Annotated in this window: 14 protein-coding genes; 7 read left to right on the top strand and 7 right to left on the bottom strand. The window is 63.2% G+C overall.

Features of this window, described 5'->3' with window-relative positions; translation table 11 throughout:
• Both V7116_RS08655 and V7116_RS08650 read left to right on the top strand, forming a co-directional pair.
• Window positions 1-1,988: M1 family metallopeptidase (locus V7116_RS08655; protein ID WP_324391505.1), on the top strand; the 1,988-nt coding region annotated here is incomplete at its 5' end.
• 126 nt (window positions 1,989-2,114) lie between these two features.
• Window positions 2,115-3,581 (top strand): restriction endonuclease, encoded by a 1,467-nt coding sequence (locus V7116_RS08650; RefSeq protein ID WP_324391504.1) that lies wholly within the window; start codon window positions 2,115-2,117, stop codon window positions 3,579-3,581.
• A gap of 45 nt (window positions 3,582-3,626) precedes the next feature.
• On the opposite strand, the gene V7116_RS08645 is transcribed toward V7116_RS08650, so the two are convergent.
• The 3 genes from V7116_RS08645 to V7116_RS08635 form a co-directional block, all read right to left on the bottom strand.
• Window positions 3,627-4,211: a hypothetical protein gene (locus V7116_RS08645; protein ID WP_324391503.1), complete on the bottom strand. Its 585-nt coding sequence runs from the start codon at window positions 4,209-4,211 to the stop codon at window positions 3,627-3,629.
• 129 nt (window positions 4,212-4,340) lie between these two features.
• Window positions 4,341-5,381: an S-methyl-5-thioribose-1-phosphate isomerase gene (gene mtnA, locus V7116_RS08640; RefSeq protein WP_324391502.1), complete on the bottom strand. Its 1,041-nt coding sequence runs from the start codon at window positions 5,379-5,381 to the stop codon at window positions 4,341-4,343.
• Between the two features lie 78 nt (window positions 5,382-5,459).
• The gene (locus V7116_RS08635; RefSeq protein WP_324391501.1) at window positions 5,460-6,359 is read right to left on the bottom strand and encodes a HEAT repeat domain-containing protein; all 900 of its coding nucleotides are present in this window, start codon (window positions 6,357-6,359) and stop codon (window positions 5,460-5,462) included.
• Between the two features lie 274 nt (window positions 6,360-6,633).
• Between V7116_RS08635 and V7116_RS08630 the strand changes: the two genes are divergently transcribed.
• The gene (locus V7116_RS08630) at window positions 6,634-8,031 is read left to right on the top strand and encodes a cytochrome ubiquinol oxidase subunit I (RefSeq protein WP_324391500.1); all 1,398 of its coding nucleotides are present in this window, start codon (window positions 6,634-6,636) and stop codon (window positions 8,029-8,031) included.
• A gap of 18 nt (window positions 8,032-8,049) precedes the next feature.
• The gene (gene cydB, locus V7116_RS08625; protein WP_324391499.1) at window positions 8,050-9,066 is read left to right on the top strand and encodes a cytochrome d ubiquinol oxidase subunit II; all 1,017 of its coding nucleotides are present in this window, start codon (window positions 8,050-8,052) and stop codon (window positions 9,064-9,066) included.
• A 408-nt stretch (window positions 9,067-9,474) separates the two neighbouring features.
• On the opposite strand, the gene alaS is transcribed toward cydB, so the two are convergent.
• Window positions 9,475-12,180, bottom strand: coding sequence for an alanine--tRNA ligase (alaS, locus tag V7116_RS08620; protein WP_324391498.1), 2,706 nt, complete (start codon window positions 12,178-12,180; stop codon window positions 9,475-9,477).
• 238 nt (window positions 12,181-12,418) lie between these two features.
• Here alaS and V7116_RS08615 point away from each other — a divergent pair, with 238 nt between their 5' ends.
• Complete coding sequence (locus V7116_RS08615; RefSeq protein WP_324391497.1) at window positions 12,419-13,426, top strand: SH3 domain-containing protein; 1,008 nt, start codon at window positions 12,419-12,421, stop codon at window positions 13,424-13,426.
• Between the two features lie 185 nt (window positions 13,427-13,611).
• On the opposite strand, the gene V7116_RS08610 is transcribed toward V7116_RS08615, so the two are convergent.
• From V7116_RS08610 to fabF, 3 genes are all read right to left on the bottom strand, one after another.
• The gene (locus V7116_RS08610; RefSeq protein WP_324391496.1) at window positions 13,612-14,214 is read right to left on the bottom strand and encodes a dihydrofolate reductase family protein; all 603 of its coding nucleotides are present in this window, start codon (window positions 14,212-14,214) and stop codon (window positions 13,612-13,614) included.
• Window positions 14,215-14,376: 162 nt separating this feature from the next.
• Window positions 14,377-15,642 carry a beta-ketoacyl-ACP synthase III gene (locus tag V7116_RS08605; protein ID WP_324391495.1) on the bottom strand — a complete coding sequence of 422 codons (1,266 nt, stop codon included), beginning with the start codon at window positions 15,640-15,642 and terminating at the stop codon, window positions 14,377-14,379.
• Window positions 15,642-16,886, bottom strand: a complete 1,245-nt coding sequence (gene fabF / locus V7116_RS08600) for a beta-ketoacyl-ACP synthase II (RefSeq protein ID WP_349258480.1) — start codon at window positions 16,884-16,886, stop codon at window positions 15,642-15,644. The genes V7116_RS08605 and fabF overlap by 1 nt, the downstream gene beginning before the upstream one ends.
• A 235-nt stretch (window positions 16,887-17,121) precedes the next feature.
• Here fabF and V7116_RS08595 point away from each other — a divergent pair, with 235 nt between their 5' ends.
• Together V7116_RS08595 and V7116_RS08590 are read left to right on the top strand one after the other, a co-directional pair.
• Entirely contained in the window at window positions 17,122-18,069 is a 948-nt protein-coding gene (locus tag V7116_RS08595) for an SDR family oxidoreductase (protein WP_324391494.1), read from the top strand.
• Between the two features lie 312 nt (window positions 18,070-18,381).
• A complete protein-coding gene (locus V7116_RS08590) occupies window positions 18,382-19,248 on the top strand; it encodes a hypothetical protein (protein WP_324391493.1) in 867 nt (288 codons plus the stop codon).
• Window positions 19,249-19,351 lie beyond the last annotated feature (103 nt).

The raw sequence follows: 19,351 nt of genomic DNA, 5'->3' as shown, positions 1-19,351 counted from the left end.
CGGTCGAGAAGCTGGGTGTGCCCGCCGCGCGGCTGACGATGGTCTCGACCGGGGCGGACTTCCCGGTGCGGATCGCGTCGCTGGATGCGGTGGACGGTCTCGCGGCGGCGCTGCGCAGCGGCGATCCGGTACTGCTGCCCGCGACGGATACGCCCGCCATGCCGGGGCCGTGGCGCGTCGAGTCGCTGGTCGCGGCAGAAGTGACGGCTCCGGCGGGCAGTCCGGTTTTCGCGGCGGAAAGCGGCGACCTGATCGGGCTGACGTGGCGCGGCGACGCGGGCGAGACGTGGATCACCCCGGCGGCGGCGTGGATTCACGCGCTGTACGCTGCCAACGACCAGATCGGCAGCCAGCGGCTGGCCGGGGTGCTGGTCGACGCGGTGGCCGCGCCCGTGGACGCCCCGCCGACCATTGGCGATTCGCTGATTCCGACGCTGGGCAACGCGGGCATCGACGTGCTGCACGTCACGCTCAAGCTGGACCTGGACCCGGACGCGGGCACGATCGCGGGGGTGGCGACGCTGCACATCCGCGCGGTGTACGACCAACTGGCGAGCTTCAACCTGGATGCGTATGGATTGGACATTCAGGACGTGCAGATCGGCGGGGCGAGCGTGCCGTTCGTGGCGAAGGAGCAAAAGCTGGTGATCCAGCTTCACGCGCCGCTGGCCTATGGCAGCGAGTTCGACGCGGCGATCACCTATCAGGCCGCGCCGCAGCCGTATCACAGCGCGTACATCCCGTATTTCGACGTGGGCATGCTGCACCGCGACGGGCGGCTGTTCACGTACAATGAGCCGGACGCGGCGCATACGTGGTTCCCCTGCAACGATCACCCGCGCGACCGCGCCACGTACGATTTTTACCTGCGCACGGCGATGCCGGATCAGGCCATCGCCAACGGGACGCTGCTCGACACGACCGATAACGGCGACGGTACGCGCACCTATCACTGGCAGATGCCGTACCCGATGGCGAGTTATCTGGCCGAGGTCGCGGTGGGCGAATATACGGTCGTGGCGGACAAAACGCCGGACGGCATCTCGGTGAAGCACTACGTTTATCCGGGGCAGGAAGCGACTGCGCGGACGGTGTTCAGCTATTCGGACGACGCGCTGGTGATGCTGCGCGGCTTCTTTGGGCCATACCCGTTCGACGGCTACGGGCACATCGTCGTGCCGCACCAGGGCGTCGCCATCGAAACGCAGTCGCTGACGACGCTGCCGGACGGCGTGATGGACAGCACCGAGGAAGGCGTGTACGTGATCATGGTGCACGAGATGGCGCACCAGTGGATCGGGAACGTGGTCCCGCTGGCGAGCTGGTCGGATATGTGGCTGAAGGAGGGGTTGGCGACGTATGTCGAGTGGCTGGCGCAGGCGCAGCGCTACGGCGAACGTGCGGCCATCGCGGCGCGCTCGACCTCCGAGCAGACGCTGCTGACCGACCGCCGCACGTCCTCGCTGATCGCGCCCGCGCCGGGGGATCTGCTCGGCGTAGCGAGCTATGACAAGGGCGCGTGGGTGTTCCACATGCTGCGGCAGGAGATCGGGGACGAGGCATTTTTTAAGCTGCTGCGGACGCTGGTGACCACGTTCAGCGATCGCCCGATTTCCACGCTGGACCTCTGGCGGCTGGCGGAGGAGGTCAGCGGGCAGGATCTCGACGCGTTTTTCACGCCGTGGCTGCTGTACGGCGGCATCCCTGACCTGACTCTGTACTGGTCCGCGACGGATGCGGGCGCGGACGTGCTGCTGTGCCCCGCCGCGGAGACGGATTACCGCTTCGCGCTGCCGCTGCGCTTTGGGGACGATACCCATTCGTCAGACGCATCGCTGGACGTTGCGCCCGGCACGCAGCGCACGAGCCTGCCGCTCGACTTCGCGCCGACGACGCTGGTCGTGGACCCCGATCAACTCGTGCTGGCGCAGGTGCAGGTGCAGCAGATCGCCACGCTGCCGGGTGCGTGCGCGGCGGTGGGGGAGTAGGAAAAAATTATGAATTTTGTTGCTTTACATTGATTTTTGTTCGTGCTTCAGCTTAATATGGAGTAGATCTGTATACGAACCACACATGCTTAGCTAACACCATACGGTTAGATTTGGAATAGCGATATGGCTACCCAACGTGAAATGGAGCGCATTCGTAAGGCGCTCGAAAAAGAACGGGCGGACCAGTACCGCCAAACGCGGCAGGATCTCGTCGATCAGAAGAATAGCACCATTGAAAGTCGAAATTCTGCTTTGCAGACGGTGTTGGAGACAGCGCTCAATGCGACCCTTGACTTAAACAGTGTTGTTGTGCGGGTACTTGGTTTGCCCAGTATTCCAGCCATGCCTATGGTGCCCCCTCCGCCACCGAAAAAGGAAATGTTCGAAGCTGAAGTTCCGCCAGCAGGTTTTCTTGAGCGTACATTAGGAGTTGGAAAGGCAAAACGGCGAAATATTGCCCTGTCTGTGCAGCAGCGCTATCAAGCGTTAGTTGATGATTATGAGCTGCATCGGCAGATGTACAACGAGGGTGTGCGCCAAAGGAATCTTGTAATAGAGACGCGGCAACAGGCAATCAACGCATTTCAGGCACGCCTACAGGCAAAAGATGCCGAGATGGTTGAAAAGTATTTCGCGGAAGCCTTGCGCGCTGTGCCTTATCCGCTTGGATTTAACTGTGGCGTAAATACGATTCGCTATACTCCCTCAACTGGGGAATTGAAGGTCGAATTTGAACTCCCGACCTATGAAAGTGTGATTCCCAAGTCAAAGGGATTCAAGTATGTGAAGTCGAGAGACGAAATTGAAGAACTGAAGTTTACCGCAACCGATGAGCGCCGTATGGGCGCGCTGTATGAGGATATGATTGCGGCCATCCCTCTTCGCGTTATGCACCAATTGATTCTTGCGGATACTTCTCACCTGATAACTTCGATTTTGTTCAATGGGGTAGTGAACGCTGTCGATAAGGCTACCGGGCAAAGTATTCGACCTTGTTTGGTGAGCGTCCAGGTGAGCCGTGATGAATTTGAAAAACTGGATTTGGCGCGTGTTGATAAAAGAGCATGCCTCAAGCATCTTAAGGCGTTGACCAGTCCGTCTTCCAAAGAACTTGTTCCGGTCAAACCAATCGCCAATATTGTCACCACTGATCCGCGTTTCATTGCCGAGGTTGATGTACTTTCTGGATTGGACAGCCGAACTAATTTGCTGGAAATCGACCCGTTCGAATTTGAGCACCTGATTTGCAATCTCTTCGCTCAGATGGGGCTTGAATCCAGTACGACCCGTGCGTCACGCGATGGCGGTGTGGACGTGGTGGCTTTTAACACCGATCCGATTCTCGGCGGCAAGGTGATCATTCAGGCTAAGCGCTACCGGAATACTGTTGAGGTTTCTGCTGTGCGTGATCTGTATGGCTCGGTCATGAATGAAGGCGCAACAAAAGGGATTTTGGTGACAACCAGCGGCTACGGACCTGAGTCGCGTAATTTTGCGAAGGACAAACCCCTTCAGCTCATTGACGGAAATGAGCTGCTTTTCCTGCTCCAAAAGCATGGCTACGAAGCAAAGATCGAAATTCCTAAGTAGACGCATAAAAAGGGGCAGTGCGAGAACTGCCCCATATGCGGCGATCTACCCCTGCGGCACGATGTCGAAGCTGTCGAGGAGCAGGGTGTAGAGCGCGACGGCCTGACCGTACGGCTCCGTGTAGGTCGGGTCCATCGGGACGACCATCACTTCGACCAACGTATTGCTGACCACCGCGAAGACCGTCCAGTTGACGTCCTGGCCGGGCAGATTGTAGACCGCGACTGCCGGGTAGCCGCCCAGCTCGACCGCTTCCGTGTCGGCTTCGAAGCCGGGGATGGCGACCTGCGCCTCGGTTATGCGCGCATCCGCCACGTCCTGCGCGGTGCGCCCCTCGGCATCGCTCACGATGACGAATGCGATCGGCTGCGTGCCCGCCTGGGGAACTGGGCCGCGCACCATGACCTCATTGTCGACCGGCATCTCGACGGTGTAGCCTTCCGGGTAGGAGAAGCAGACGCCGATGCCCTGGAACGTCAGCGCGCCCGGCTCCGGCTCGCAGACGGCGGGCACTTCGGCGCTGCCCGACGAGTCGCCCTGCGACACGTAAAGGTCGAATACGCCGCACGCACTGAGCGCCAGCGCCAGCAGCATGAGTAGGGTGATTCCGATGACTGTCCGTTTACTCACAGATACCTCCATAGTCGATCCACTACTGGTGGTCTGATCGTAGTATAGAGGCATCTCGAATGCCCGTCGTCCGCCCTCCGGCGGACGCGCGCTCAGCCTTTGGATGGTGGGCGGATGGGTGTCATGCGCCTACGTTTTGCTCTCCACGGTCTTGCGCAGATTCTCGGTGAAGGGCGGCAGCACGATGCCGCACTCCGTCACGATGCCGCTCAAATAGCGGTGCGGCGTGATGTCGAAGGCGGGGTTGCGCGCGTGGAAGTGCGCCGGGACGATGTCGCAGCCGTAGGGCGCTCGGACCTCGCCGGGGTCGCGCTCCTCGATCGGGATCGCGTCGCCGTCGGGCATGGTCAGATCGACGGTCGAGATCGGCATGGCGGAATAGACCGGAATGCCGTTTTCGTGGCCGAGCACGGCGATCTGGTAGGAGCCGATCTTGTTCACCACGTCGCCGTTGGCCGCGACGCGATCCGCGCCGAACATCACGACGTTGACCTCGCCGCGCCGCATGTAGAAGCCCGCCGCCGTGTCGGGAATGATGTCGTAGGGGATGCCGAGCTGCTCGCATTCCCACGCGCTGAGCCGTGCCCCTTGCAGGCGCGGGCGCGTTTCGTCCAGCAGCACGTGAATGTGCTTACCCTGCTCGTGCGCGGTGCGGATGATGCCCAGCGCCGTGCCGTAATCGACGGTGGCGAGGAAGCCGGTATTGCAGTGGTGCAGGATCGTATCGCCGTCTTTGATCAGCACCGCGCCGTATTCCCCGATCTGCTTGTTGGTGCGCACGTCGTCTTCGGCCATGCGGTGCGCTTCGTCCAGGAGCGCCGCGCGGATCTCATCCGGCGTGGTGAACGCCGCACTGCGCGCCACGTCCATGACGTGATCGACGGCCCAGGCGAGATTGACCGCCGTGGGGCGTGCCGCCTTCATGACGCCCGCCGCCGTGTCGAGATCGGCCAGCAGGGCGGGGACGTCCGTCGCGGCGCTCTGGCGTGTGGCGAGCGCCATGCCGTAGGCCGCCGAGACGCCGATCGCGGGCGCGCCGCGCACGACCATATCCGTGATCGCGCGAGCGACTTCCACGTAATCCTCGTAATTGACGGTCTCCAGCGCGAAGGGGATCTGGCGCTGGTCGATCATTCGCAAACGGTCGTCAATCCATTCCACTGCTCGCATCGTCGCGTCCTTAAGCTTTTCGATAGGTCCATTTACAGCCTGAAGTCTAGCGTCGGCGCGGCGGGGCGTCAATGCGGCTCACGACTTTTTGCGTTTGGCGCGGTTTTCCTGCGCGCGCCGCAGAATTTCGGCGGCGTCTTCCGGCGTGGTGGAGGAAGGGGCAGATGCGCCGGGCGTATCCTGGGCACTGCCGAGCGCAGCGCGGCGCTGTTTCATCTCTGCCGCAATCGCGCCGCTTTGCTCCATCGCCCAGTAGAGCATGCTCCAGTAGAGGATCTTGCCGAAGCGCTCGGCGGCCTGCCGCACCTGGGGCACGGGATCGAGCAGGAACACGGAGGCCAGGGCGGGCAGGGCCTGGGGATTATTGATCTGCGCCAGCTCGGTCGCGGCGGCGATCCGGTTGGCGGGTGTGGTGTCTTCGCGCAGCCGCCGGATGCGCACGGCGATATCGGTGGTGGCGGGAGCCGTCGGCGGTGTGCGCTGGACGCTGCCCGATCTACCCGCGCCCATGTTCGATCCGGCGATGTCTGCGCCCGGCTTCAGCGCGGCGGACATCATGCCCATGCCGACCATCGATCCGCCCGCCATCATGCCGCCCAGCCCGGCGGCGAGCGCCGTACCCGCACGGCGGCGGGTGGCCTGTTCCTGCATGCGATGGAGATCCTGGTCGAACATATTCTCCATCTTGCGCAGCATTTCGGCTTCGTGCTCGTCGGGCATATTTTCGATTTCGCGCGTGATGTTGAAGTAATCGAACAGCGCATCGACCACGGAATAACCCGCTTGCTGCGCGCTGTAGAGCCGCTGCCCCGCCCACTGAATCGCCTCGCGCACGGCGGGGTCGGTTTCCGCCGCATAGCGTTGGCGCAGGGCGTCGAGCACGCGCGTTTCCTCGACCATGCCCAGCACGCGCACGACGTCCAGTCGCACGGACGGCTCGGGATGGTTCAGGCCGTTGATGAGGGTGTCAAGCTGCATGACGGACTCCCTTTGCATAAAACGGTCGATGCTTGATTTTCATTGTACACGAACCCAGGCACGAGATGGATGGGATTTAATTCACAAATTTTCTGAATAAGTAAGGAATTGGTTATTATCGAAGCCAATTTTATCGCTTTGTCTAGTGTCAAGTGTGAGCGGTCTTTGTGGCTTTTGTCACATGAAAAATAGATAGGGTTCACGCTAAACTGAAAATTACATCTGCGCGTACCACATTTCTTCGCCTGCTCTCCACAGGAGGAATAAACATTTCATGGAAGCGTTGGATCTTGCGAGGTGGCAGTTCGCACTGACCACCGTTTATCATTTCTTTTTTGTGCCACTCACGTTGGGACTTTCCATCTTCGTCGCCATCACACAAACCTTCTGGCACAACACCAACAAGCCGGTTTACAAGCGCATGGCAAAGTTCTGGGGCAAGCTGTTCCTGATTAACTTTGCCTTGGGCGTGGTGACTGGCATCGTGCTGGAATTCCAGTTCGGCATGAACTGGTCCGAATATTCGCGCTTCATGGGCGACATCTTCGGCGCACCGCTGGCGATCGAGGCGCTGCTGGCGTTCTTCCTCGAATCGACCTTCCTGGGCGTGTGGATCTTCGGCTGGGACAAGCTGCCCCGGCGCATTCACACGGCGTCGATCTGGGCGGTGGCGATCGGCGCGAATATCTCCGCGTTCTGGATTCTGGTCGCCAACTCGTTCATGCAGCAGCCGGTGGGCTATACGCTTAACGAAGCCGCGAACCGCGTCGAAATGACCGACTTCTTCGCGCTCATCACCAACCCGAACGTGCTGGTCCAGTTTCCGCACGTCTTCACGTCGGGCATCACGACCGGGGCATTCTTCGTGCTGGGCGTCAGCGCGTGGCATCTGCTGCGCAAGCGCGGCGACGCGGAACAGTTGGGGTTCTTCAAGCAGTCGTTCGGGATCGCCGCCGTGTACGGCATCATCGGCATCGTGCTGGTGATCATGGTCGGCCACAGCCAGGCGCAGCACATGGTCGAGACGCAGCCGATGAAGATGGCCGCGGCGGAAGGGCTGTTCGAGAGCGAAGATCCGGCGGGCCTGTCGCTGTTCACGATCGGGGACTGGGAGCAGCGCAAAGAAGTGTTCTCGATTCGGATTCCGGGGGCGCTCAGCTTTTTGGCCTATAACAAGTTCGACGGCGAAGTGAAGGGTATTCACGACCTTCAGGCCGAATACGAAGAGAAATATGGCGAGGGCGAAAACTATATCCCGCCCGTGGCGCTGACATATTGGAGCTTCCGCGCGATGGTGGGATCCGGCTTCCTGATGCTGGGGCTGGCCGCGCTGAGCCTGTATTTTGCCGCCCGCAAACAGGGCAACGTGGCGAAATGGCTGCTGCGCGCGATGCCGTTTGCCATCGGGCTGCCGTACATCGCCAATACGTTCGGCTGGGTGATGACCGAGGTCGGTCGCCAGCCGTGGATCGTGTTCGGCCTGCAGCGCACCGAAGACGCCGTGTCACCGAACGTGACGGCGGGTATGGTGGCGCTGACGCTGGTCGGGTTCAGCGTGGTGTACATCTCGCTGATCGTGGTCGATGTGTACCTGTTGGCGAAGTTCGCCAAGCAAGGCCCGGACCCCGACGAAGCGGGTGATGTGGCCGAGCCGGTTATGGTCGCGGCGTAGGGCGAGGGGGCCTTTACGATGTCACTTTCTGATCTCTGGTTCATTCTGATCGGCGTGCTGTTTACCGGCTTCTTCTTCTTGGAAGGTTTCGACTACGGCGTGGGCATCCTGCTGCCGTTCCTGGGCAAAACCGACACCGAGCGCCGCCAGATCATCGGCACGATCGGCCCGTTCTGGGACGCCAACGAAGTGTGGATGATCACCGCCGGGGGCGCGATGTTCGCCGCCTTCCCGCACTGGTACGCGACGCTGTTCAGCGGCTTTTACCTCGCGTTGGCGCTGATCCTGCTGGCGCTGATCCTGCGTGGCGTGGCGTTCGAGTTCCGCAGCAAGCGCGACGATCCGCAGTGGCGCGCCCGTTGGGACTGGGCGATCTTCGCCGGGAGCGTGATTCCGGCGCTGCTGTGGGGCGTGGCGTTCGGCAACATCATTCGCGGCACGCCGATCGACGGCAACATGAACTTCACCGGCAACTTCTTCGACCTGCTCAGCCCGTACACGATCATCACCGGGCTGGCGGGGCTGGCGGTGTTCATCCTGCACGGTGCGATCTTCATCACCATGCGGACCGAGGGCGCGGTCGAGACGCGGGCGCAGGACTGGGCGCGCAAGATGGTTATGCCCGTGATCGCGATCTGCGCGCTGCTGGCCGTGGCGAACTACGCGCAACTCGACCTGTTCACCGAAGTGGGCGTGAATCCGGGCGTGATCCCGGTGGCTACGGCGGCGTCGCTGCTGGCCGTGGGCTACTTCGTATGGAACCGCGACTTCGTGTGGGCGTTCGGCATGATGGCGCTGACGATGGTGCTGGCGCTGGTGACGTACTTCTGGTTCCTGTATCCGAACGTGATGGTGTCCAGCACGAACTCGGCGTTCAGCCTGACGGTGGACAGCGCGTCGTCGTCGGACTACACGCTGAAGGTGATGAGCATCGTGGCGCTGATCTTCGTGCCGGTGGTGCTGGTCTACCAGGGCTGGACGTATTGGGTGTTCCGCAAGCGCGTGCTGGCCGATACGAAGGCGCTGCATTACTAGGAGCAGCGGTTAGCCGTTAGCGGTTAGCCAGGAGCAAGAGCTAGATGCAAGAGGCGGGTGCAGAGCGCATCCGCCTCTTTTTTGTGTGGAGGCGGGGGCGAAACGGCAACCGCGACCTCACCCCCAATCTGGGTTGGAAAGGGGAGACAGGCAACATCGGTTGGGATCGTAGGGGCGGAGCTTGCTCCGCCCGTTTTGACGCGAACAGGGCGTGGAAATAAATGTAGGGGCGTATTGCAATACGCCCCTACGGGATGCTTCGGGATATGCGGTAGGGGCAATTGCCGCCCCACCAAACCATGTTTGGCGGGGACCCCGGCCCATGAATTGCACCCACGGGGATGCATGTGGTGATGTGCACGGGCGATGCAAGCATCGCCCCTACGAAAATCGCGTCTGGAGGCGGGATCAGGCCAGGGCCTGCTCGACCAGGGTCCAGGCGTGGTGCAGGGCCTCGTCGAGCTTTTCGGGATCGCGGCCCCCTGCCTGCGCGAGATCGGGGCGACCGCCGCCACCCCCGCCGACGACCTTCGCCGCCTCGCGGATGATGTTCCCGGCGTGCACGCGCTTGCCGAGGTCTTTCGTCGCGGCGGCAATAAGCTGCGGTTTGCCCGTGTCCGCGATGGTTCCCAGCACGATCACGCCGCTCTGGGCGCGGTCGCGGAACCAGTCCGTCATTTCGCGCAGGGTGTCGGCAGTGGTCGGGTTGACGCGCGCGACGAGCACCGCCGCGCCGCCGATCTCCGTCGCCTGCTGGAACAGGCCGTCGAACTCGACCTTCGCCAGACGGCGGTGCAGCCGCGCGATCTCCTGCTGCGATTCCTTCAGGTCGGTTTGCAGGGCGTGCACGCGATCCGGCACGGCCTCCGGCGTCGAGCCAAGCTGCCCGGCGGCGTCACGCAGCAGGCCGATGCTGCGGCGGATGTACGCTTCCGCGCCGTGGCCGGTCAGAGCCTCGATGCGGCGGATGCCCTGGGCTACGCTGCCCTCGGCGGTGATCACGAACGGACCGATCACGCCCGTCTCGGTGACGTGGTTGCCGCCGCACAGCTCGTAGCTGAAGCGCTCGCGGGCCTTCGGATCGGTGAAGATGTTGATCGTGCGCACGCGATCGCCGTACTTTTCGCCAAAGAGCGCCATCGCGCCTTCGCCGCGCGCCGTGTCGAGATCCTTCCACTCGGCGCTGACGGGGTAGTTCGCCAGGATTGCCTCGTTGATCAGGCGCTGGATTGTGTCCAGTTCTTCGTCGCTGATCGGCTGGTCGTGGCTGAAGTCGAAGCGCAGGCGATCCGGCGCGACCAGCGAGCCGCGCTGCTGGACGTGCGTGCCGAGCACCGAGCGCAGCACGGCGTGCAGGAGGTGGGTCGCGGTGTGGTTGCGCGTGATGTCCAGGCGGCGTTCGACGTCCACGGTGGCCGTGCAGGTCTCGCCCGCCTGGGGCCGTCCCTCGACCACCTCACCGTTGTGCACGATCAGCCCGCCGACCGGGTGGCGCACGTCTTCGATGTCCACGGTCCAGCCCTGGCCCTCGATCACGCCTGTGTCGCTGACCTGGCCGCCCGCCTCGACGTAAAAGGGCGTGACGTCCAGCACCAGCTCGACGTGATCGCCCACGCTGGCGCTCTCGACCAGTTCGCCGTCGCGCAAAATGCCGACGAGGCGCGTTTCGAGGCTGAGCGGGCCGTACTGATCCTGCTTGACGCGGTTTTCGATCAAGCCCTGTTCGCGCAGGGCAGCCAGAGCGGCGCTGTAGGCTTCGCCCATGTCGATGGTGCTGAACGCGCCGCCGCCCACGCCGCGACTCACAGCTTCGTGGTGGGCCTGCGCCGTGCGGAAGCCTTCTTCATCCACGCTGTAGCCCTGTTCCTGGGCGATGTCGCGCGTGATTTCGAGCGGCAGGCCCTTTTCGGCGTGCAGGCGGAAGGCCAGATCGCCGGGCAGCGTGCCGCCGGGTTCCAGCGCGCCGAGCATCGTTTCAAGCTCCGACAGGGCGCGATCCATCGCGCGGCGGAAGCGGATTTCCTCGTTAGTGATGGTGCGTTCGATGGCTTCCTGGCGCTCCACGATTTCCGGGTACGCCTCGCCCATCGTCTCGATCACGGCGTCCGCGACTTTCGCCAGGAACGGCTGCTCGAAGCCGAGCTTGGTCCCGAAGCGCACGGCGCGGCGGATGATCATGCGGCACACGTAGTCGCGCCCGGTCGCGCCGGGACGCACGCCGTCCGCGATCATGAACGTCGCGGCGCGCATGTGGTCCGCGATGACGCGATAGGGCACGAAGTTGGCTTCGCGCTGGGCGTCGGTGTCGCCGGTAAGCTGCTGCACGCGGCGGATGATCGGCATGAACAGGTCGGTGTCGTAGTTCGCCAGCTTCTGCTGCACGACGCTGACGATGCGCTCCAGGCCCATGCCTGTATCGACGCCGGGCTTGGGCAGCGGCTCGCGGTGGCCGTCCGGGAACTGCTGGAACTGCATGAACACGAGATTCCAGATCTCCAGATAGCGTGCGCAGCCGTTATCCAGCTCGAAGTGCGGTTCCGCGCCGATGCCGCAGGTGCACGCTTCAGCGCCCCAGTCGTAGTGAATCTCGCTGGTGGGGCCGCACGGCCCGACGTCGGCCATCTGCCAGAAATTGGTCTTGTCGCCCATGCGGTAGACCTTCTCCGCAGGCACGCCGATTTCCTCCGTCCAGATGGCGTAGGCTTCGTCGTCGCTGGTGTGGACCGTGAACAGCAGATCCTCGACCGGTACGCCGTAGACGCGGGTCAGCAGGTCGTAGGCGAAGCGGATCGCGTCGTGCTTGAAGTAGTCGCCAAAGCTGAAATTGCCCAGCATCTCGAAAAAGGTGTGATGCCGGGGCGACGGGCCGACGTTTTCCAGGTCGTTGTGCTTGCCGCTGACGCGCATACACTTCTGCGACGTCGTCGCGCGCGGATAGTCGCGCTTGTCCAGCCCGAGGAACACGTCCTTGAACTGGACCATGCCCGCGTTGGTGAACAGCAGGGTGGGGTCGTTGCCGGGTACGAGCGAGGACGAAGCCACGCGCTTGTGGCCCATTTCCTCAAAGAAGTCAAGGAACGCCTCGCGGACTTCGGCGCTGGTCATTTTTTTCATCGGTAGGGTTCTTCCTAAGCATCATTGAGAGATTTGGACGGTGGCGATTATAGTGAACGCCAGGGGAGATAGCAATGCGAAGTTGGGCGGAACGCCGCCGTGTGCGAACACGGCCTGAAAAAAATATGAAATCGCCGGTTGTAATATCCGGTTCGACCGCGTTTTATGACGAGTCTTACCGGGTTTGACCGATAGAATGAAGATATTGCGCGTTTTGAAGTGGGGGAAAAACTATTCTATGCGAGGCTTCAAGTTCTTTTCGCTGTTTTTGGTGATCGTGCTGGCGCTGGCGGTCGTGCCGGTGCTGCACGCGCAGGGCGACGTCTCCGTGGTGACGATTTACGATGCCGTGCTGCGCGGCGGCCCCGGGACGTCGTTCGAGCAGGTGGGCGGCGTGCCGGTCAGCACGACGATCCCGGCGGTGGGGCGCAACGGCAACAGCTCGTGGATTCAGGTCAACTATGACGGCACGGTGGGCTGGGTTTCGGCCACGCTACTGGAGTGGTCCGGCGACATCGGCGTGCTGCCGGTGACGAGCGGCCAGCCCGCCAGCGATACGCCCGACGCGGCTCCGGCGGCTGCGTCCGGCGGCGTGACGGCCACGAACGGCGGCGGGATCAACGTACGGTCCGGCCCATCGACCAGCGACGCCGTGCTGGGACAGCTTCCCGCCGGGTCTACCGTCGCGCTGAACGCGCGCTGGGGCAGCGGGCGCTCGATGTGGGTGCGGTTCGACTACAACGGGCGGGTCGGCTGGCTGGCAAGTTGGGTCGTCACGATCAGCGGCGACGCGAATACGCTGCCGGATGTGAGCGGCGCACCGCAGACGACCGCGCCGCAGGCCGACGCACCGCAGGCATCCGTTCCGCTGACGGCGGATCGCGCCGCGCTGCTGGATCAGCTTCAGGCAGCGCTGGACAACGCGCGTGCCGAGTGGCAGCCCATCGCGGACAAGTGGCACACGCTGGCGGCCTATATCGAAGTGACCTGCGCCGTCAGCCCGCTGCAGACCACGCCGGTGACGATCAACGCCGTCGCGTATCCCGATATTCAGGATGCCGTGAACGTGCTGAACTGGGGCATCAACGAGACGCAGCGCGCGATGGACGAGTGGATCGCGGAATGCTTGCTCGACCGGTACTGGGTTCCTGACGAGGTTTCGGACAGTGGCTGGACCGCCATTGCGAATTCGGAAGGCGCGTTTACCGACGTGCAGAACCGTATCAACGCCATGCGCGGGCAGTAAACCGCCCGTTTGACCCGTAACACGCAAACGGGACTCCCCATGCAGGAAGTCCCGTTTTGTATGCCGTGCGGCGGGCTGACGCACTCATTGACCTATGATCCGTAGGGGCGGGGCTTGCTCCGCCCGTTTTTCGCCCGACGTCCCCGCGCAGCAGGGGATGGGGGGCCAAAAGTGCACAACAGCCGCTAGGGTTTGACGACGCGGTAGCGCAGGTGGGTGACGCCAGTGTCGGGCGTGACGCCCAGGACTTCCAGCATGACCGGCTCGATGCCCAGATCCTCGAACAGCCGCACGCCGCGCCCCAACAGCACCGGCACGAGGTCGATGCCGATTTCGTCCAGTAGCCCGGCTTTGAGGCACTGCCGCGTGATGTCCGCGCCGCCGACGCCCACGTTTTTGCCGCCCGCGATCTCTTTCGCCTTGGCGACGGCGCTTTCCAGCCCATCCGTCACGAAGACGAACGGGGAATTCGCCCGGTCGAGCCATTCCTGTGGCGGGTGGTGCGTCAGCACGACGACCGGCACGTCCAGGGGGTGTTTGCCGCCCCACGCCCGCGCGACCTCAAACATGCGCCGCCCGGACAGGATCGCGCCGAGCGCCTGCGCCATGCCTTCACGCTGGCCTTCGCCTTCCTCGGTGAGCTTGAGATCCAGGTCTTCGTCCCCGATGGTCACCTGAATGTCCCGGTCGCCCTGGAACATCCACGCGAAGACGTGCTGCGTGTCATCGTCCGGCCCGGCAATGAACCCGTCCAGCGACATGCTGAAGCCTGCCCCAAGTGTTCCCATGCTCTCGTCCTTTCGTCTGGCCTGGCAGGTCGTTCCGTTACAAGACGATCATACTGCGGCAGGGATGGCCCTGTCTTGTACGGAATGGCAAGCGCGGGACGCAAAAAACGGGGAGCGGCAGGTCGCGGCTCCCCGTTTCGTGTTGAGACGGTGTTCGAGGCGTTATTTTCCGCTGGACTCGTCGTCGTTGCCCGGCGGGACCGGGTTGGGGTTGCGGAAGTTGATCAGCCAGCGGCGCACGTAGCCCATGAGGGACCCCGGCGAAAGCAGCATCGCCCGCCGCCACCAGCGCACGATCGGGCGGCGCAGCCCGGCCAGCGCATATTCGCCCTGGCGACGCACACCGGTCATCGAATACTGCGGGCGGCCCGGCAGCGCGGACCACTCGATGATGGCCGTGGCCCAGGTCAGGCCGCCGCCGAAGCCCACCATCGCCACGATGTCGCCGGGGCGGATGCGCCCGGCTGCGGCGGCTTCGGCCAGCGCGATCGGGATCGACGCGGCGGAGGTGTTGCCGTATTTCGCCACGTTGCTGTACACCCGGTCTTCGGGGATCTTCAGCGCTTTGGCGGCGTAGTCGATGATGCGCTGGTTGGCCTGATGCGGGATCACGAGATTGATCTGATCGGGCGTCAGGCCCACTTTTTCCAGCGCGTTTTTGATGCTGTCGCCAATGATGCGTGTGGCGAACCGGTAGACACCCTTGCCATCCATGTAGATGCGGTGCATCTGGTGGCTGCCATCTTGCAGGTACGTGTCGCGGCTGCTGACGGTCGGCAAGGTGAGCATGTCCCAGCCGGAGCCGTCAGAGCGCAGCTCCGTGCTGAGGACGCCGCCGGGTGTGTCGCTGCCCTGAAGCACGACCGCGCCCGCGCCGTCCCCAAACAGGATGCACGTGCCCCGGTCGGTCCAGTCCACCACGCGGCTGAGCGTCTCTGCGCCAATGACCAGCGCGGTGTTGATTGAGCCGCAGCGGATCTTGCTGGTGGCGACGTCAAGCCCGTAGACGAAGCCGGAACACGCCGCGCTGAGATCGAACGCGCCCGCGTTGCTCGCGCCCAGCAGGTCCTGAACCATACTGGCCGTGCTCGGGAAGATATACTCCGGCGTGGCCGTCGCAACGATGATCAGGTCGATCTCGCTGGGCAGCACGTCCGCGACATCCAGCGCTTTTTGCGCGGCGCGCGTTGCCAGTGTGGTCGTCGTCTCGTGCTGCTCCGCGATCCGGCGCTCTTTGATGCCCGTGCGCGTCGTGATCCACTCGTCGTCGGTTTCGACGATCGCTTCCAGGTCGGAGTTGGAGAGCACCTGGAGCGGCACTTCCATACCCCATCCGACGAGGTGCGCATAGCGCATGACACGCGGGCGACTGCCGTTCAGCACGTGGCTGGCGTAGAGACGGCGTTGGCGTGTGCTTGTATCAGTCATTACCCATTGTACTTGCTAAAGATCAACACGGCGTTGTGTCCACCAAACCCGAAGGAATTGCTCATGACGTAGTCGATCTCCGCGCTGACGCCGACGTTGGGTACGTAGTTGAGATCGCACTCGGGATCGGGTTCGTTCAGGTTGATGGTGGGCGGGATGAACTGTTCAGTAATGGCCTTGACGCTGAACACCGCTTCCACGCTGCCCGCCGCGCCCATCAGGTGACCCGTGACGGACTTGGTGGAGCTGATTGGGACGTTGTAGGCGTGCTCGCCAAAGATGGCCTTGATCGCCTTCGTCTCGCTGGAATCGTTGAACTTGGTGCTGGTGCCGTGCGCGTTGATGTAGTCGATGTCTTCGGGTTGAAGCCCGGCGGACGACAGGGCGCGGCGCATGGCTTCTTGCGCGCCTTCACCACTTTCCAGCGGGGCGGTGACGTGGTAGGCGTCGCAGGTGGAGCCGTAGCCGACCAGCTCGCAGTAGATGTGAGCGCCGCGCGCTTTGGCGTGCTCCAGTTCTTCGAGCACCAGCGTCCCCGCGCCTTCGGCCACGACGAAACCGTCACGGTCCAGCGAGAAGGGACGCGACGCGCCCTCAGGATCGTTGTTGTGGCGCGAGATGGCCTGCATGTTGTTGAGGCTGGACATCGCCAGCGGAACCATGCCCGCTTCGGTGCTGCCCGCAAGCATGGCGACGGCTGCGCCGCGCCGGATCATTTCGTAGGCCTCGCCAATGCTGTTGTTGCCGGTGGCGCAGGCAGTCGCAATCGCCATGTTGGGGCCGCGCAGGCCCAGGTCAATGGCGATTTTGCCGGACGGGCTGTCGGGCAGCATCATCGGCAGGAGCAGGGGGCTGACGCTGGTGACGCCTTTTTCGTTCACGGTGTTGATGCCGTCGATCAGCGACTGGATGCCGCCGATGCCGGTGCCCATCAGCACGCCCACATCCCAGAGATTTTCCTGGGAGATGTCGAGCTTTGAATCAGCAAGCGCCTGCTTGCACGCGTACAGGCCCAACTGGGTGACGCGATCGGTGCGGCGAACTTCGCGGCGTCCGAGGAACTCTTCAGGGTCGAAGTTCTTGACGGGCGCGCCAAACGTGACTTCGAGGCCCATGTCCTCGAATTCTGGGATGTGCTGCGCCCCCGAGACGCCATTCGCCGCGTTTTGCCAGGCTTCGTCAGGTGAGTTGCCGACCGGACACAGAATGCCAAGCCCGGTTACAACCACACGTTTCATTTCCACTGAGCTATCCTCCGGTCAAGCTGCACAGATGCAGCACTAAGCTCACTTACGTGAAGCGGTGATAGAGATGGTGGCGGGCCGCGCGATTATAGCCCGGCTTCCGGTTGAGCCACAGCGCGCTTCACGTTAACCTCGCACTGTATAACCCGCTGCGAGGCCAAACGTTGCACTTCTCCCCGCTGGAATGCCGCAGCGACATGGTATAATCCAACCCTGGAGGCGAGGAAGACGGCATATGATCTTAATTACGGGCGCAACCGGCCTTGTAGGCCGCTATCTGGTATCGCAGCTCGCGCAGGAGGGCTGGCCGGTGCGCGTTCTGACCGAGCAGCGCCGCGCGGGTCGGCTGGGGCATCTGGGCTGGCCGGACAGCGTGCAGATCGTGCATGGCGATCTGGCCGATACCGACAGCCTGCACCAGGCGCTGCAAGGCGTGCATTCGGTTTTCCACCTGGCGAGCGCGCAGTGGTGGGGCCGCCGCCGCGACCTGGAACGGGTGGACGTGCAGGGCACGCGCAACCTGGTGGCCGTGGCGCGATCGGCACGCATCGGGCGGATCTACTTCCTGAGCCAGTTGGGTGCGGAGCCGTCATCGGCTTATCTTCTAATGCGGGTCAAGGGGCAGGTCGAAGGGCTGGTGCGCAACAGTGGCATCCCGTACACGATCCTGCGCTGCGGGCTGATCTTCGGGCCGGAAGATCGCTTCGTGAACGGCATCGCCATGCTGCTGCGGTCGAACCCGGTGGTGTTCTTCCAGCCGGGTAAGGGCGAAAGCCTGCTGCATCCGCTCTACGTGAAAGACCTCGTGGCGGCGCTGGAACACAGCCTGCAAAGCATCGACCTCGTTGACCAGACGATCGAGATCGGCGGGGCGGAATACGTCTCGTATCACGAGATGGTCCGCACGGTGATGCGCGTTTCGGGCGCGCACCGCATTATCCTGCCCGTGCCGCCGCATACGCTGCGCGTCATGACCAATATGGTGAACCGCGTCGTGCCGCGCTGGCCGATGACGCCCCAGTGGTTCGATATCCTGGCGGGCAACCGCACGGCCAAGCTGGGGAACCTGTACGATTACTGCGGGGTGCGGCCCGTGCGCTTCGAAGACACGCTGCTGACGTATATGCCGCAGCGCCACTACCTGCCGGAACTGGCACGGTTCATGCTGCGCCGTTCGTATTAAGGGGCCAATGGAAAAGGGTTGGCTTATAGGGAAGGTTGAGGTTTACCTCACCCTTAACCCCCGGCCCCTTTTCCCCTCTCCAATCCGATTGGAGAGGGGCCAGGGGTGAGGTTGTTTTCGCCGCTCCTTTTCAGAATTTCACTCAGTCAGGTATAAAAGCGGCTCTCCGTGGCCGGTTGTCAGCCATCGATCAACGGCAAAACGCGAAAGACCGGGCGAGCACGTCCTGCCCGCCATCGAGCGCGGCAGCTCGTAAGCGGGGCGGGTCGGCTTCACTGCATCGACCGCGAAAGACACAAGGTAATGGACATCATGGCAGAACTTCGCACACTGGTACAGCCGGACGACCTGCACGCCGCCGCCGCGTTTCAGGAGCATCCCGCGTTTGGCGCGCAGCCGATCCGGTTCGCGCAGCCCGCGCTGGTTGCGCTGGCGCAAAACGGCGGACTGGTGCTGGGAGCCTACACCAACGACGATCTGGTCGGGCTGTCGATCAGCTTTTTGGGCACCGACGTCAGCGATCCCAAGCGGCCCGCGATGGCGAACCTGAAGATGGTCACGACGTTTCTGGGCGTGCATCCCGACGCGCGTGAGGACGTGGCCTTCGATCTGCTGCTGGGGCAGCGCGCCTACGCCACGCGGCAGGGCATCCGCCTGATCACCTGGACGATCGACCCGCTCAACGCCGCGTACGCGGATCTGAGCCTGCACCAGCTTGGCGCGATCACGGGTGAATTTGTGGCCGACTATTACGGCACGGATGGCCACCCGCAGAGCGCCGCCGACCGGCTCGTGATCGAGTGGTGGGTCACGAACCGCCGCGTCGAGGAGCGGCTGACCGGGCGGCGTATGCAGTTAGGGCTGGATCAATACCTGGACGGCAATGCGACGGTGATCAACCCGTCGCAGCCGGGCGAGCCGTGGCCGCAGCCGGAGCCGCTGCATTCAATGGGTGAGGCGACCATGCTGCTGCTCGAAATTCCGTTTGAGTTCGGCGCGCTGCACGTGGACGTGCCCGAGCTGGCCGCGGCATGGCGCGATCACGTGCGCGGCGCGCTGCGGACCCTGTTGAGCGAGGGGTACATCATCACCGACTTCGTGCAGGGGAGCTGGCAGGGCCGCCCGCGCAGTTTTTACGTGCTCAGCCTCGCGCCGCGCGGCTTCTTCAGCGCAAGCTGACGGGAGCGGTGAGCCGTTAGCAGTTAGCGACTAGCCAGGAGCAAGAGCGGCCAGCAAGAGCAAACGCGACCTCACCCCCGGCCCCTCTCCAACCCGGATTGGA

It is taken from the genome of Aggregatilinea sp. (assembly GCF_036822615.1).
In the GTDB taxonomy this organism is placed as follows: Bacteria; Chloroflexota; Anaerolineae; order Aggregatilineales; family Aggregatilineaceae; genus Aggregatilinea.
This window is presented reverse-complemented; position numbering and strand designations above follow the sequence as displayed.

Excerpts from the sequence above, each read along its gene's own strand:
- V7116_RS08650 (WP_324391504.1), top strand. The coding sequence starts at position 2,115 with ATGGCTACCCAACGTGAAATGGAGCGCATTCGTAAGGCGCTCGAAAAA.
- mtnA (WP_324391502.1), bottom strand. The coding sequence starts at position 5,381 with ATGCGAGCAGTGGAATGGATTGACGACCGTTTGCGAATGATCGACCAG.
- V7116_RS08635 (WP_324391501.1), bottom strand. The coding sequence starts at position 6,359 with ATGCAGCTTGACACCCTCATCAACGGCCTGAACCATCCCGAGCCGTCC.
- V7116_RS08630 (WP_324391500.1), top strand. The coding sequence starts at position 6,634 with ATGGAAGCGTTGGATCTTGCGAGGTGGCAGTTCGCACTGACCACCGTT.
- cydB (WP_324391499.1), top strand. The coding sequence starts at position 8,050 with ATGTCACTTTCTGATCTCTGGTTCATTCTGATCGGCGTGCTGTTTACC.
- alaS (WP_324391498.1), bottom strand. The coding sequence starts at position 12,180 with ATGAAAAAAATGACCAGCGCCGAAGTCCGCGAGGCGTTCCTTGACTTC.
- V7116_RS08615 (WP_324391497.1), top strand. The coding sequence starts at position 12,419 with ATGCGAGGCTTCAAGTTCTTTTCGCTGTTTTTGGTGATCGTGCTGGCG.
- V7116_RS08610 (WP_324391496.1), bottom strand. The coding sequence starts at position 14,214 with ATGGGAACACTTGGGGCAGGCTTCAGCATGTCGCTGGACGGGTTCATT.
- V7116_RS08605 (WP_324391495.1), bottom strand. The coding sequence starts at position 15,642 with ATGACTGATACAAGCACACGCCAACGCCGTCTCTACGCCAGCCACGTG.
- V7116_RS08595 (WP_324391494.1), top strand. The coding sequence starts at position 17,122 with ATGATCTTAATTACGGGCGCAACCGGCCTTGTAGGCCGCTATCTGGTA.
- V7116_RS08590 (WP_324391493.1), top strand. The coding sequence starts at position 18,382 with ATGGCAGAACTTCGCACACTGGTACAGCCGGACGACCTGCACGCCGCC.